This is a genomic window from Rhodovulum sp. 12E13 (assembly GCF_003340565.1).
GTDB lineage: Bacteria > Pseudomonadota > Alphaproteobacteria > Rhodobacterales > Rhodobacteraceae > HLUCCA09.
Window position 1 is genome coordinate 54,572 of record NZ_QPLK01000003.1, and the last position, 13,971, is coordinate 68,542.

Genomic DNA, 13,971 nt, shown 5'->3' on the forward strand with positions numbered 1-13,971 from the left:
CCTGACGGGGGCGCCAGCACCGCCACTCTGCCCCCGCCCAAAAATCAAAGAACGCAAGCGGGAGGGACGTTTGTATACCCACATCATGATTCCCGTCGATCTGGCCCATGCGGATCGGCTGGAGCGCGCCCTCAAGACCGGCGCCGACCTCGCCAAGCTCTACGGAGCGAAGGTGACCTATGTCGGTGTCACCGGAGTGCAGCCCAGCAAGGTCGCGCACACGCCCGAGGAATACGGGCGAAAGCTCTCCGAGTTCGCTCAGGGCCAGGCGAGCGCCTACGGAATCGAGGCCGGGTCGAAGCCGATCACGGCCCACGACCCGGCGATCGAGATCGACCACATGCTCGTCGACGTCGCCGACGAGATCGGCGCCGATCTGATCGTCGCCGGCACGCACGACCCGCACGCCTTCGACTGGCCCTCGCACGGCGGCAAGCTGGCGAGCCACGCCCATGTCTCGGTGCTGCTGGTCCGGGGCGGCTGAGCGCCGAAAAGACAGGAAAACAAAAGGGATTACAGGGAAACGCTCATGTCAGACTCAACCGATCCACAGGGCATACCGGCGCCGGAAGGCGAGGTGGACCTGATCGAGACCGATTACGAGATCGGCCAGGACAACGTCGAGGGCCGGGTCGGCCCGTTCGGCTTCGACATCCACAACCCGGTCTTCATGATCTCGGGCCTGACGGTCGTGGCCTTCGTGGCCTACGCGCTGGCCGCGCCGCAGCAGGCGGCCGACTTCTTCGGCTGGCTGCGCCCGGCGCTCACCTCGACGTTCGACTGGTTCTTCCTGAGCGCGGCGAACATCTTCGTCATCTTCTGCCTCCTTCTCATCGTCACGCCCTGGGGGTCGGTGCGCCTCGGCGGCAAGGAGGCGACGCCCGACTATTCCTACGCCGGCTGGTTCGCGATGCTGTTCGCCGCGGGCATGGGGATCGGGCTGATGTTCTTCGGGGTGCTCGAGCCGGCCTACTATTTCGCCACGCCGTGGGGCGACGAGCCGCTGGGCACCGTGCGTCCGTTCACCGAGGACGGCGCGCTGATCGAAGCCAATATCGAGGAAGCGCGGCGCATGGCGCTGGCGGCGACCTCCTACCACTGGGCGCTGCACCCCTGGGCGATCTATGCCGTGGTGGCGCTGGCGCTGGCGCTGTTCACCTACAACAAGGGTCTGCCGCTGACGATCCGCTCGGCGTTCTACCCGATCTTCGGCGACCGGGTCTGGGGCTGGTGGGGCCACGTCATCGACACCATCGCGGTCTTCGCCACGCTGTTCGGCCTGGCCACCTCGCTGGGCTTCGGCGCGCAGCAGGCGAATGCGGGCCTGAACCATGTCTACGGCGTGCCGGAGGGCGTGACCGTGCAGGTCATCCTCATCATCGCGATCACGCTGGTGGCGCTCGTCTCGGTGCTGCGGGGCCTCGACGGCGGCGTGAAGGTGCTCTCCGAGATCAACATGGGGCTCGCCTTCCTGCTGCTGCTCTTCGTGCTCTTCACGGCCGGCGCCGTCTCGATCCTGACCGAGTTCGGCAAGGGGCTCGTTGCCTACGCGCAGGAGGTATTGCCGCTGTCCAACCCCGTCGGGCGCGAGGACGACGGCTATCGTCAGGGGTGGACGGCCTTCTACTGGGCCTGGTGGATCAGCTGGTCGCCGTTCGTGGGCATGTTCATCGCCCGCGTCAGCCGCGGCCGGACGGTGCGCGAGTTCATCACCTGCGTGCTGATCATCCCCTCGATCGTCTGCATCCTGTGGATGGCGGTCTTCGGCGGCGCCGCGATCAACGACATGATCGCCAACCCAGACACCTCGGCGGTCAAGGCCAACGTGATCGACGCCTACAACCCGCCGCTGTCGCTCTTCGCCATGCTCGACAGCCTGCCGCTCGCGGCGATCACCTCGACCATCGGGATCATCCTGGTGATCGTGTTCTTCGTCACCTCGTCGGACTCGGGCAGCCTCGTGATCGACACGATCACGGCGGGCGGCAAGGTCGACGCGCCGGTGCCGCAGCGGGTGTTCTGGTGCACCTTCGAGGGGCTGGTGGCCATCGCGCTGCTGATCGGCGGGGGCCTCGGCGCGCTGCAGGCCATGGTGATCTCCACCGGCCTGCCCTTCACCATCGTGCTGCTGCTGATCTGCTACGCGATCCTGCGCGGCCTGATGAGCGAGCCACGCTAGCGGCGACCGGGGCGGGGGGCCAGCCCCCCGGTCGCCTCCGGCGACTCCCCCCGGGATACTTGGAGCAAGAAGAAGACGGGGGCGGGGCGCATGGCCTCGCCCCCGTCGCGTTACGCGGCACGGAGCGCCAATTTTCGGGATGCGGGGGCCGCACGGCGGTGCTAGGACGCCCCTCGACCGAGAGTTGCGAGAGACGAGCGCCCATGTCCGCCCTGAAGATCGAGAAAGGCTCCTCGAAGCATTCCGCCTACGACCTGCGCGACCCGCGCGCGCAGGCCGAGGAGCGGCACACGCTGGCCGTGCTAGTCGACAACGAGGCAGGCGTTCTGGCGCGCGTGATCGGCCTGTTCTCGGGCCGCGGCTACAACATCGAGAGCCTGACGGTGGCCGAGGTCGACCACACCGGCAAGCGTTCGCGCATCACCATCGTCACCACCGGCACGCCCTCCGTCATCGAGCAGATCAAGGCACAGCTGTCGCGCATGGTGCCGGTGCACGACGTGATGGACCTCACGGTGGAGGGCCCCGCGGTGGAGCGCGAGCTCGCCCTGCTCAAGGTGGCCGGCACGGGCGACAAGCGCGTCGAGGCGCTGCGCCTCGCCGACATCTTCCGCGCCAACGCGGTCGATTCGACGCTCGAGAGCTTTGTCTTCGAGTTGACCGGCACGCCGGAGAAGATCGACGCCTTCGCCGAACTGATGCGCCCGCTCGGGCTGATCGAGGTGGCGCGTACCGGCGTCGCCGCCATCGCCCGCGGCTCGGGCCACGCCGTCTCTCAGGAGGCTTCGGTCTCGTCCTCGGGGTGACGGAGCGCGCTTCGGTAGAGGTGCCAGCTCGCGTGGCCGAGCACGGGCAGCGCCACGAGCAGACCGAGGAAGGCGGGCACCATCGCCACCACCACGATCACGCCGATCGTGAGCGCCCAGACCAGCATCACCCGCAGGTTGGCCTGCACCGCCTGGAACGACAGGATCATCGCGGTGATGAAGTCGACCTCCTTGTGGAGCATGTAGGGCAGCGAGAACACCGTCAGCGCGAACAGGACGAACCCGAGCAGGGCGCCCACGGCGAGCTCGACCGCGATCATGGTCAGGCCGCCCGGCGTCAGGTAGGCCTCCCACGAGGTCGAGATGTTGGTCATCGGGCTGGCGCCCATGAAGAGCGCGAAGATCATGTGCGCGAGGAACGAGTAGAACAGGAAGTAGATCACGATGATCGCCCCCGCCCAGGGGATCTGCCTGTCCTTCTCGCGCCAGACCGCGCCGAACACCTGGTAGACGTCGAGCGGGCGCGCCACCTCGATCCGACGCGACACCTCGTAGAGGCCCACCGCCGCGAAGGGGGCAAAGAGCGGGAAGCCGAGCGCCAGGATCAGAGTCTGGAACACGAAGCCGCCCGCGACGAAGGCGAGGATCAGCCCCCCCGCGACATACACGCCGGCGAAGACCGCGCCGAATCCGGGCGCCGCCCGCCAGTCGGCCCAGCCGCGGGCCAGCGCATGGCGCAGGTCGCCGAGGTCGAGCTCCATGATCTCGGGGCTGGGGGCGGCGGTCGCGGAGGGCTGCGCCGCGCCCGCGCCGTGCGGCATCTCCGACATGGCTGGTCCTCCCGCCCGCAGGATGCGGCAAGCGTGGGGGGGAGGGCAAGGGCGGAGGCGCCGCTCTCAGCGCCAGAGCGCCGGCGCGAAGCGCTCGTGCACGTGCGAGACGGGTCGGCCGCCGATCGTCACCACCGCCACCGTCTCGAGCGCGCCGCCGGCCGCGTCGCGCGGAGGCGCGAGCGGGTCACGGGCGAAGCCGTGGGCGGCGAGGAGCGTGAAGAACGGCGTGTCGGTCTCGTCGAGGGCCCGTGCCACGCCCGCGGGCAACCGGCCCGGCAGGTAGAGGTTGTCTGCCTCGGCGAGCGCCACCCCGCCCCGCACCAGCCGCACCCGCCGCCGCACGAGGGCCTCGCCCGGCCGCACGGCCAGCGCCGACGGCACCCCCGCGCCCGCTTCCGGGGCAAGACGCTCCGCCCGGATCGGGCCGGCCCCGATCCCGCGCGCTTGACACCATTCGGCGAGCGCCTCGGTCACGCTGCGGTGTCGCGCGAGGTGGTCGCGGAAGGCGTCGCGCGCGCCGGAGGCGAGAAACTCGGTGGCCATGATCGTGCATCTATCGCGGTGGGCGGCGGACGCGATGGGGCAAACTGACCGCCCCGCGCATCCGCCTTTTCGCAGGGCACCGCGATGCCCCCGGATCGGCCGGAGGGCGCAGGGCCGGCGCGGGCGATGCCGTCAGGCCAGCCCGCCCTCGCGCTCGATGAAGGCGGCGATCTCGGCCACGCCGGCCCCCTGCCGCAGGCTCGCCATGACGTAGGGACGCCCCGAGCGCGCGGCGGCGGTATCGGCCTCGAGCCGGTCGCGGTCGACGCCGACATGGGGGGCGAGGTCGACCTTGTTGACCACGAGAAGGTCGGATCTTGCGAGGCCGGGGCCGCGCTTGCGCGGAATGTCCTGCCCGGCGGCGGTGTCGATCACGTAAAGCGTCAGGTCAGCCAACTCGGGGCTGAACGTTGCGGCGAGGTTGTCGCCGCCGCTCTCGATCAGCACGAGCGCCAGGTCGGGGATGTCGCTCGTGAGCTGGTCGATCGCGGCGAGGTTGATCGACGCATCCTCGCGGATCGCGGTATGCGGGCAGCCGCCCGTCTCGACCCCGCGGATGCGCTCGAGCGGCAGGACCTGCGCGCGCATCAGGAACTCGGCGTCTTCGCTGGTGTAGATGTCGTTCGTGACGACGGCCATCGAATGTTTCGGCGCGAGCGCGCGGCAGAGCGCCTCGGTCAGCGTGGTCTTGCCGGCGCCGACGGGGCCGCCGATGCCGACGCGCAGGGGGCCGTGAGGAGAGGTCATGGGCATCTCATGTCTTGAATATGCGGACGGGAAGCGTCTCGTGCGCCATCGCGGCGAGATCGGCGCCAAAGGCGGACGTGGCGATGCGCGCGGGCTCTTGCCCCTCGGTCTCGGCGGCGGTGGCCGCGATGTCGGGGGCGAGGCGGGCGAGCGCGGCCTGCGCCTCGGTCTGTCCAAGCGGCACGAAGCGGGTGGCGCACGAGGTGAGGTTCGACGCGAAGGCGTGCAGGTAAAGCGCGGCGACCCTCACCGGCGGCAGGTCGAGGCCGCGCGCCGCCACGCCGAGCGCCACCGGCAGCGGGCGGGCGGGCTCGGCCTGGCCGGTGAGCGCGTTGACGGTGCGGGCCAGCGCGGCGCCCTGCTCCTCGGTCTCGCGCAGGCGCTCGGCGGAGGGCGCGAGGGCGCGGGCGAGGTCGGCCAGCGTATCGGCGTCATCGCCGCGAAGCGCGGCGTGCAGCAGCACCGCGTCGGAGCGGCCCGACCCGAAGCGCAACAGGTGGCGCAGCCAGGCTTCCAGCGCGGCGGCCGAGGTCACGCGGCCCTCGGCAATCGCCGTCTCGAGGCCGTGGGAATAGGCGAAGCTGCCGAGGGGAAAGGCCGGCGAGAGCCATTGCGCGAGCGTAAGCAGGCCCGCCTCGCCGCTCTCAGTGCTCATGGTCGTGATGGGTATGCCCGTGGTGATGCCCATGATCATGCCCGTGCCCCGGTTGGGGGCCGTGGGCATGACCGAGCGTGCGACCGTGGCCGTAGGCGCCCCCCTCGGGCTGGAAGGGCGCCGTGAGCGGCGTCACTTCTGCGCCGAGGCGCCGGAGCATGTCTGCGAGCACGTGGTCGTCGCGGATCAGCAGCCGCTCCGCCTCGATCCGGCAGGGCGTGTGGCGGTTGCCGATATGCCAGGCGAGGCGCGCTAGCGACGGCCCCGTGACCGACAGCAACGCCTCGGGCGCGGCGCGCACGGCCACCAGCCTGCCATCGGTCAGCTCCAGCGCGTCGCCGTCGTCGAGCGACGTCACTTCGGCCAGATCCACGAGAAAGGGGTGGCCCGTGTCGCTTACCAGCCGTTTCCGGCGCACGAAGCGCCCCTCGTAGTCGAGCGAGACGGTTTCATCCGCATCGGCGCCTCCCTCACGGCGAAGCGCATGGGCGCGGGGCAGATCGGTCATGGCAGGCTCCTGTCCATCGGCCACGAGCCTAGCTGCCGCACCGCGGCATGAAAAGGGCCTCAGATGTCGAGGTGACGCATTGCATGGGGCACGATCTCGCTGCGCGAGAGGCCACGCGCGGCGAGGGCCTCGTCGGGCAGGCGCGACAGGCTTTCCACCTCGGCGGCCGCGAGCCCGGCACCGCGAAACATCACGATGAAGCGGCCAAGCGCCCGAAACGGGGCGAAAACCGAGTGCGGCACGGGGCGGGTGGCGGTCAGAGTGGCCATGGCGGCGATCCTTTCTCGAACGGTGTCGCCCCTTCAGCTACGCTTCGCTGCAGTGCAGCACAACACTCGCTCCGGCAAGCCGGCCCTGCGCCAGGCGCATGGCAGGGCGGCCCGGCCATGCAAAACGGGCCGAGCCCTGCCCGAGGACCCGTCATCGCGCCGAGATGTTCGGTGGGGCGTCGCCCCGACCAACGGTCAGAACAGGAAATACCGTTGCGCCAGCGGCAGCTCGGTCGCGGGCTCGCAGGTGAGCAGCGCGCCGTCGGCGCGAACCTCGTAGGTCTCGGGGTTCACCTCGATCTCGGGGCACAGCGTGTTCATCGCCATGTCGGCCTTTGTCACGCCGCGGATCTCCTCGACTGCCAGCGTGTCGCGCGCCAGCCCCAGCGCCTCGCGCACACCGCGCGCCTGCGCCGCCTTTGAGACGAAGGCGACGGCCGAGCGCTCGACCGCGCGGCCCATCGCGCCGAACATCGGGCGGGAATAGACCGGCTGGGGCGTGGGGATCGAGGCGTTGGGGTCGCCCATCTGCGCCAGCACGATCGAGCCGCCGATCAACACCATCTCGGGCTTGGCGCCGAACATGGCGGGCGACCACAACACGAGGTCGGCGCGCTTGCCCGCCTCCACCGTGCCGATATGCGCCCCGATGCCGTGGGCGATGGCCGGGTTGATCGTGTACTTGGCGATGTAGCGGCGCACGCGGATGTTGTCGTTCTCGCCCGTCTCCTCGGCCAGCCGGCCGCGCTGCACCTTCATCTTGTGCGCCGTCTGCCAGGTGCGGGTGATCACCTCGCCGACCCGTCCCATCGCCTGGCTGTCGGAGGCGATGATCGAGAAGGCGCCCATGTCGTGCAGGATGTCCTCGGCGGCGATCGTCTCCTTGCGGATGCGGCTCTCGGCGAAGGCCACGTCCTCGGGGATCGACTTGTCGAGGTGATGGCAGACCATGAGCATGTCGAGATGCTCTTCGAGCGTGTTCACCGTGTAGGGCCGCGTGGGGTTGGTCGACGAGGGCAGCACGTTGGGCAGCCCTGCCACCTTGATGATGTCGGGCGCGTGCCCGCCCCCTGCCCCCTCGGTGTGAAAGGCGTGGATGGTGCGCCCGCCGATCGCCTTGATCGTGTTCTCGACGAAGCCGCTCTCGTTGAGCGTGTCGGTGTGGATCATCACCTGCACGTCCATCGCGTCGGCCACGCCGAGGCAGCAGTCGATGGCGGCGGGCGTCGTGCCCCAGTCCTCGTGGAGCTTGAGCGCGCAGGCGCCCGCCTCGACCATCTCGCGCAGGGCGTCGGGGCGCGAGGCGTTGCCCTTGCCGGCGAAGGCCACGTTCATCGGCACGCCGTCGGTCGCCTGCAGCATCCGCCCGATATGCCACGGGCCCGGCGTGCAGGTGGTGGCCAGCGTGCCGTGCGCCGGGCCGGTGCCGCCGCCGAGCATGGTCGTCAGCCCGGAGTGCAGGGCGTCGTCTATCTGCTGCGGGCAGATCCAGTGGATATGCGCGTCGAACCCGCCGGCGGTCAGGATCTTGCCCTCGCCCGCGATCACCTCGGTCCCCGGGCCGATCACGATATCGACCGCGGGCTGCGTGTCGGGGTTGCCGGCCTTGCCGATCTTCTCGATCCGGCCGTCCTTGAGGCCCACGTCGGCCTTGTAGATGCCGGTCACGTCGACGATCAGCGCGTTGGTGATGACCGTGTCGACGGCGCCCTCGGCGCGGGTCACCTGGCTCTGCCCCATCCCGTCGCGGATCACCTTGCCCCCGCCGAACTTCACCTCCTCGCCATAGACTGTCCGGTCGTCCTCCACCTCGATCCACAGCTCGGTATCGGCGAGCCGCACCTTGTCGCCCGTGGTGGGGCCGAACATCGCGGCGTAGGTGTCGCGGGAGATCGTGGCAGGCATGGGCTGTCCCTCGGCTGGTCGGGTCGTGTCAGGGAGTGCGGGAAAGGCGCGCGACATTGGCCCGCGCCTCGCGCCGCAGCGGGCGCAAGGCGGCGGCCATCACCTCGTCGGCGCGGCGCCCGCGGAGGGCGGCGTCGAGCGCGGCATGGGCGGAGGCTGCGAAGGCGGGAGGCTTCTCGGCGACCATGCGCAGAGCTTCGCCCGGGGCGAGCGGGCGCAGGCCCGACAGCGCGGCGGCCCGAAGCGCCCAGACCGAGGCGGCTTCCTGCATCAGGAACGCCGCCTCGAGCGCAGTGGCGTAGGCCGAAAGCGGAAGGTGACCGGGGCCGCGGCTCAAGGCGCACCCTCCCCGGAGAGGCTGGCGGCCGCGACCGGCGGCCGGGGCGTCAGCGCCGCCGGTTCTGGTCGACGCGGACGGGGATGGGCTGTGGCTGCGGCTTGGGGGCCAGAAGCTCGATGAGCCGTTCGATCAGGCTGCGCGCCGGCATGAGGCGGGTCTCCCGTAATCTGCTCGTTAGATCCAAAAGTAGCCCCTGCGCCGAAAAGCGCAAGGGGCTGGTGCGGTGCAGGCGCGGCCTGGCTCATTCGCTGCCCTTCGCCCCGGACGGGGGAAGCGACGCCCTTGCGTCCTCGGTCGCCTCCGGGGCCTCGGCGGCGCGCGGCGCGGGCTCCGGCATGGGCCTGGGCGCCGAGGGAGCGCGGCGGGCGCGCTTGGCGGCGCTGCGCTCGGCAGCGGTAGGCTGGGCAGCGGTGGGCTGGGCTGCGGTGGGCTGGGCGGCGGTGGACGCGGAGCCCTCCGGCTCCTTCTTCACCGTGGCAGCCGCTGTCGCCGACGAGGCCTTGGGCGCCTTGCCCGCACCCGACGTGCCCTCGCCCGACGTGCCCTCGCCCGACGGGCTTGCAGACCCGTTCGCCGCGGTGGGCGTCGTCGACCTGGCCGCGGGCGCCTTGGCCCGAGTGGCGCGGGTGCCAGACGCCTTGCGGGCGGCGGGCTTGCGGGCGGCGGGCTTCGTCGCGGGCTTGGACTTGGCCGCGGGCCCGGCCGGAGCCTTCGCCGGCTCCGCCTTGGCCGACTCCGCCTTGGCCGGTCCGGCCTTGGAGGGGGTGGTCTTGGCAGTATCGGGCTCGGCGGCGCCGGACTTTGCGGCCTTGGGCGTCGCGGGCGCGTGTTGCTTCGCCGCGGGCGTGGGCGTGGGCGCCTCTTTCGGCTCCGCCTTCGGCGCTGCCGCCTTTGGCGCTGCCGTCCGCGGGGGCGCCTTGCGGGTCGTCGCCTTACCGGCGGGGCGCAGCGCCTGCACGGTGGCGCCTTTGCCGGGCGTCGCGGACTTCGGCCGCGCCACACCGGGCGGCGGCACCATCTCCATCGCCATCATCGCGGGTAGCGTCATGCCGTGGCCGATGGTCTGCGCCACGGTCAGGCCCATCCGCATCATCTCGGCCTGCATCGCTGCGTGGCGGCTCCACAGGGCGACGCCCGCGCTGAACATCTCGAGCGGGGTGGTGAAAGGTGTCATCAAGGTCTCCTGTCGTTCTGACATGGGCAAGGCACTCGGCCCGGCCCTCGGGGTTGGCCGCCCTGCCTCACAGGTCCCCCATGACGGCCGCGTTGAAGCCGACGACCCGCCGTGCCCCGGCATAGGGCACCAGCCGCACCTCGCGGGTCTGCCCCGGCTCGAAGCGCACCGCCGTGCCTGCCGCGATGTCGAGGCGCATGCCCCGGGCCGCATCGCGGTCGAAGCGGAGCGCGGCGTTGGTCTCGGCAAAATGGTAATGGCTGCCCACCTGCACCGGCCGGTCGCCCGTGTTCTCGACGGTCAGCGTGAGGGGGTCGCGCCCCGCGTTGAGGCTGATCTCGCCCTCGGGCGTCACGATCTCTCCGGGAATCATCGGCGGGGCTCCTCTTGGTCTGTCGGTCCGGGCGGGGGCGCCGGGGGCACCTCTTTGCCCTCTAGCTCGGCCGAGACGGCGCGCAGCGTCTCGGCATCGGGGTCGGCCTCGTCAGGCGCTCCGTGCGGTCCGGTCGCCCCGGACGACTGCGCCCGGTGCACCCGGCGCGAGCCCGGCTCGCGCATGCGCCCGTCCCAGCGCGCGTCGTCGGGCACGGCATTGGGGTCGCGGAGGAAACGGTAGAGGTCAGGCCCGAAATGGCCGAGCGCCGCCCCGAGCAGGGCGGCGAAGAGCGACGAGTCGACCCCCGACGCCGCGATCACCAGCGCCGCGAGCGCGAGCAGCGCCAGCAGCGTCAGCACGCGGAAATCGCGCGGGTCGAGCGCCACCTCGGCCTTGAGCGCGGCGGCGATCAGGCGCGCGAGCACCGGCTCGGTGCGCGTGAGCGCCCAGCCCGCTGCGGCCCCGAGGAGCAGGCTCAGCAGCATGTCCGCCCTCCCCCCGCCGCGGCCAGGCCCGCCCGCGCCTCGCGCACCGCCGCGTCATACATGGCGGCAAGGCGGGGCGCAGCGTCGCGGCAGGCGTCGACCACCGGCCCCGTCTCGGCGACATAGGCCTCGGCCTCGCCCGGCGCCCATCCCCGCGGCAGGCGGCCCACGTCGCGCACGTTCGACGTCTGGTCGGCGATCTTGATCGCGCGCGCCTCGATCGGGGCCCGGGCGATATGCGCGGCCTGCCGCCGCTTGCGCTCGGGCCGGGGCAGCGCGTCCCAGTCCGGCGCGTCGGTCAGGTGGCCGACCAGCGCCGCGACGGTGCCGCCGAACTCGGCCTCGATCTCGGCGAGCGTCGTCCGCGTGTCCTCGACCACATCGTGCAGGAGCGCCGCGGCCACCGTCTCGGCCTGGCGCCCGTCCTCTGCCACCAGCCGCGCGACCTCGATCACATGGTTGACATACGGCACCCGCCCGCCCTTGCGGGTCTGGCCGGCATGGGCGCGGGCGGCACGGTCGGCCGCACGGAGGAGGAGGGCCGCGTCGGTCATCTGATCGGGTGATGCACCGTCACCAGCTTGGTTCCATCGGGAAAGGTCGCCTCGACCTGCACCTCGTGGATCATCTCGGCCACCCCCTCCATGCACTGCTCGGCGGTGACGACATGCGCGCCGGCCTCCATCAGGTCGGCCACCGTGCGGCCGTCGCGGGCGCCCTCGACCACCGTGTCGGTGATCAGCGCGATCGCCTCGGGATGGTTCAGCTTGACGCCGCGCTCCAGGCGCCGGCGCGCGACCATCGCCGCCATCGACACCAGCAGCTTGTCCTTCTCTCGGGGGGTGAGGTTCATCGGGCCTCCTCAGATCTGCCAGACGCGGGGCAACGCGGGCGGATCGCCGCGCCCCGCCCGAAGATGCCGCAGGGCAGCGGCGAGCGCCAGCCGGAGCGGCCACGAATCGCCGGCCATCAGTCGCATCACGCATTTGCCGTCCCAGCCCGAGACGGCCCCGCGCACGCCCTCGGGCAGCGGCAGGGCGCGCAGGGGGCCGGCGGCGTCCTCGGCGCCGGGGGCGACGAGAGCGACGAGGGCGACGGCGCGGGCACCGGCGAGGCCCGCCTCCCCTGCCCCGGCCGCGAGGCTACCGTCGGCAAGGCCGACCGCGTCGATCAGCACCGGGCGGCCCTCACGCGTCACCGACCGGCGGTCGAAAAGGCGCAGACGGCGCACGCGCTCGCCCATCGCGGCGCGGCCGAGCACCAGCGTCTCGCACATCAGCAGCTCGGCATCGGGGCCAAGCGCGATCTCGGTCTGCCGCTCGAGCGCCGCGCCGTCGTAGAGGATCGTCTCCTGCGGCAGCCAGTCGAGCCGCGTCCCCGCCCCCGCCTCGAGCCGCACGTCGAGCCGGGCGGCCGCCTCGGCCCCGGGCGCGGCATAGGCGCGCTCGGCAGTCTGGGTGGTGGCGGTGACGCGCGCCCCCTCGCCCAGCGTGAGCGTGTAGGCGAGGCGGTCGCCCCCGGTCAGGCCACCCGAGGTGTTGAGGAACACGATCTCGGGGTCGCCCGGCTCACGCGGCAGGAAGGCCTTGGCGCAGCCCTGCTGGCGCAGCCCGTCGAGCCGGGTGCGCCCGCGGCGAAGCGAAAGTGCCGCCATCGCCGCGCCCCGCGCCCGCTGGAGGGCGGGGCGAGACGTGCCGGGGCTGGTCGCGCTGCGGTCGGAAGTGTCGAACATCTGCGGCCTTTCTGGTGAGGCAATGACAGATTTCCGGTCATGCTGCAACGCAGCATGACGCCGCGCTACGCATTCGGGCCCGCACGCGCCGGCTCTGCCCGATAATTGGGCGCCCTACCGCCCCTCCTGCGGCGTCGCGGGCGCTGGTCAAGCCATGGCCGGGCGGGTATCGCCGCCGCATGGTCGACCGTCTCGTGATCCGCCGCCCCGACGACTGGCACCTGCACCTGCGCGACGGGGCGGTGCTGGCCGCCGTCGCCCCCGAAAGCGCGCGCCACTTCGCCCGCGCCATCGTCATGCCCAACCTCGTGCCGCCCGTGTTGACCGGCGCCGATGCCCGCGCCTACCGCGCCCGGATCGAGGCGGCCCTGCCGCCGGCAAGCGGCTTCACGCCCCTGATGACGCTCTATCTCACCGAGCAGACCGACCCCGCCGACGTCGTGCAGGCCCACCGCGACGGCACGGTTACCGCCGTCAAGCTGTACCCGGCCGGCGCCACGACCAACTCCGCCTCTGGCGTGCGCGACATCCGCAAGGTCCAGCCCGTGCTCGACGCGATGGCAGAGGCCGGCTTGCCGCTCTGCGTCCACGGCGAGGTGACCGACCCCGAGGTCGACATCTTCGACCGCGAGGCCGTGTTCATCGAGACGGTGCTCGACCCGCTGCGCGCCCGCACGCCCGGCCTGCGGGTGATCATGGAGCACATCACCACCGAGGACGCGGTCGCCTACCTCCGGCAAGGCGACGAGACGCTGGCGGCGACGGTGACGACCCATCACCTGATGATCGACCGCAACCACATCCTGGCCGGCGGCATCCGGCCCCAATACTACTGCCTGCCCGTCGCCAAGCGTGCCCGTCACCGCGACGCGCTGGTGGAGCTGGTGACGCGCGGCCACCCCCGCGCCTTCCTCGGCACCGACAGCGCGCCCCATGTCGATCCGCTCAAGCTCCAGCCCTGCGGCTGCGCGGGCATCTTCTCGGCCCCCGTGACGATGGCCTGCCTCGCGCAGGTCTTCGACGAGGCCGGCGCGCTCGACCGGCTCGAGGCGTTCACGTCGCTCAACGGCCCCGCCTTCTACGGCCTTCCGCCCAGCGAGGAGACGCTGACCCTTGTCAAGGACGGCCCGCATCCTGCGCCCGAACGACTCGAGACCGGCGACGGCCCCGTGACCGTGTTCGACCCGGGCCGGGAGATTCTCTGGCGCGTGCAGGAATGAGCACCGACCAACGGTAAGCGGCCGCGTCGCTGGGTGGCGTCGCCCGCTTCGCCCCTTCATTTCGGCCGGTGTCACATATTCGTCACCCAGATCACGCGGACACCTCGCGTGAGCGGACAAGATATGGTAGGTCGGGACCATTCACCGACTATCCACAGGTTTATACATTTTGCCCGGGGCCCGCCATCGGCGTATGGATCCCGACCCAAGAGAGAGCCCTCCGCCCCCTTCGCCCGCC

General features: G+C 71.6%; 18 protein-coding genes. 4 read left to right on the forward strand and 14 right to left on the reverse strand.

The window, feature by feature from the left end:
* Positions 1-85: 85 nt before the first annotated feature.
* The 3 genes from DLJ49_RS03485 to ilvN all read left to right on the forward strand — a co-directional run bounded on the left by DLJ49_RS03485 (position 86) and on the right by ilvN (position 2,985).
* The gene (locus DLJ49_RS03485; RefSeq protein WP_233488684.1) at positions 86-484 is read left to right on the forward strand and encodes a universal stress protein; all 399 of its coding nucleotides are present in this window, start codon (positions 86-88) and stop codon (positions 482-484) included.
* Positions 485-529: 45 nt separating this feature from the next.
* Entirely contained in the window at positions 530-2,179 is a 1,650-nt protein-coding gene (locus DLJ49_RS03490; RefSeq protein ID WP_115392136.1) for a BCCT family transporter, read from the forward strand.
* Positions 2,180-2,382: 203 nt separating this feature from the next.
* Positions 2,383-2,985: an acetolactate synthase small subunit gene (ilvN, locus tag DLJ49_RS03495; RefSeq protein ID WP_115392137.1), complete on the forward strand. Its 603-nt coding sequence runs from the start codon at positions 2,383-2,385 to the stop codon at positions 2,983-2,985.
* Here ilvN and DLJ49_RS03500 read toward each other — a convergent pair.
* From DLJ49_RS03500 to DLJ49_RS03565, 14 genes are all read right to left on the reverse strand, one after another.
* Positions 2,955-3,776 carry a DUF2189 domain-containing protein gene (locus DLJ49_RS03500; protein WP_233488686.1) on the reverse strand — a complete coding sequence of 274 codons (822 nt, stop codon included), beginning with the start codon at positions 3,774-3,776 and terminating at the stop codon, positions 2,955-2,957. The two genes, ilvN and DLJ49_RS03500, sit on opposite strands and share 31 nt — an antisense overlap.
* Before the next feature lie 66 nt (positions 3,777-3,842).
* Positions 3,843-4,322 carry a hypothetical protein gene (locus tag DLJ49_RS03505; protein WP_115392138.1) on the reverse strand — a complete coding sequence of 160 codons (480 nt, stop codon included), beginning with the start codon at positions 4,320-4,322 and terminating at the stop codon, positions 3,843-3,845.
* A 132-nt stretch (positions 4,323-4,454) separates the two neighbouring features.
* Positions 4,455-5,069: an urease accessory protein UreG gene (gene ureG / locus DLJ49_RS03510; RefSeq protein WP_115392334.1), complete on the reverse strand. Its 615-nt coding sequence runs from the start codon at positions 5,067-5,069 to the stop codon at positions 4,455-4,457.
* Between the two features lie 7 nt (positions 5,070-5,076).
* A complete protein-coding gene (locus DLJ49_RS03515) occupies positions 5,077-5,757 on the reverse strand; it encodes an urease accessory protein UreF (protein WP_369932481.1) in 681 nt (226 codons plus the stop codon).
* Positions 5,714-6,232: an urease accessory protein UreE gene (ureE, locus tag DLJ49_RS03520; protein ID WP_115392140.1), complete on the reverse strand. Its 519-nt coding sequence runs from the start codon at positions 6,230-6,232 to the stop codon at positions 5,714-5,716. Before ureE ends, DLJ49_RS03515 begins: the two co-directional genes overlap by 44 nt.
* A 59-nt stretch (positions 6,233-6,291) precedes the next feature.
* Complete coding sequence (locus tag DLJ49_RS03525; protein ID WP_115392141.1) at positions 6,292-6,501, reverse strand: hypothetical protein; 210 nt, start codon at positions 6,499-6,501, stop codon at positions 6,292-6,294.
* Between the two features lie 195 nt (positions 6,502-6,696).
* Complete coding sequence (ureC, locus tag DLJ49_RS03530) at positions 6,697-8,406, reverse strand: urease subunit alpha (protein WP_115392142.1); 1,710 nt, start codon at positions 8,404-8,406, stop codon at positions 6,697-6,699.
* Positions 8,407-8,434: 28 nt separating this feature from the next.
* Positions 8,435-8,743 (reverse strand): antifreeze protein, encoded by a 309-nt coding sequence (locus tag DLJ49_RS03535; protein ID WP_115392143.1) that lies wholly within the window; start codon positions 8,741-8,743, stop codon positions 8,435-8,437.
* A 244-nt stretch (positions 8,744-8,987) separates the two neighbouring features.
* Entirely contained in the window at positions 8,988-9,920 is a 933-nt protein-coding gene (locus DLJ49_RS03540) for a hypothetical protein (protein ID WP_115392144.1), read from the reverse strand.
* Between the two features lie 67 nt (positions 9,921-9,987).
* A complete protein-coding gene (locus tag DLJ49_RS03545) occupies positions 9,988-10,293 on the reverse strand; it encodes an urease subunit beta (RefSeq protein ID WP_115392145.1) in 306 nt (101 codons plus the stop codon).
* On the reverse strand, positions 10,290-10,781 hold the full coding sequence (locus DLJ49_RS03550) for a hypothetical protein (RefSeq protein WP_115392146.1): 492 nt from the start codon (positions 10,779-10,781) through the stop codon (positions 10,290-10,292). Before DLJ49_RS03550 ends, DLJ49_RS03545 begins: the two co-directional genes overlap by 4 nt.
* Positions 10,772-11,335, reverse strand: a complete 564-nt coding sequence (locus DLJ49_RS03555) for an HD domain-containing protein (protein WP_115392147.1) — start codon at positions 11,333-11,335, stop codon at positions 10,772-10,774. The genes DLJ49_RS03550 and DLJ49_RS03555 overlap by 10 nt, the downstream gene beginning before the upstream one ends.
* A complete protein-coding gene (locus DLJ49_RS03560) occupies positions 11,332-11,634 on the reverse strand; it encodes an urease subunit gamma (protein WP_115392148.1) in 303 nt (100 codons plus the stop codon). The genes DLJ49_RS03555 and DLJ49_RS03560 overlap by 4 nt, the downstream gene beginning before the upstream one ends.
* Positions 11,635-11,643: 9 nt before the next feature.
* Positions 11,644-12,513: an urease accessory protein UreD gene (locus DLJ49_RS03565; RefSeq protein ID WP_115392149.1), complete on the reverse strand. Its 870-nt coding sequence runs from the start codon at positions 12,511-12,513 to the stop codon at positions 11,644-11,646.
* 179 nt (positions 12,514-12,692) lie between these two features.
* Here DLJ49_RS03565 and pyrC point away from each other — a divergent pair, with 179 nt between their 5' ends.
* On the forward strand, positions 12,693-13,733 hold the full coding sequence (gene pyrC, locus DLJ49_RS03570) for a dihydroorotase (protein ID WP_115392150.1): 1,041 nt from the start codon (positions 12,693-12,695) through the stop codon (positions 13,731-13,733).
* The last annotated feature ends 238 nt before the right edge of the window (positions 13,734-13,971 follow it).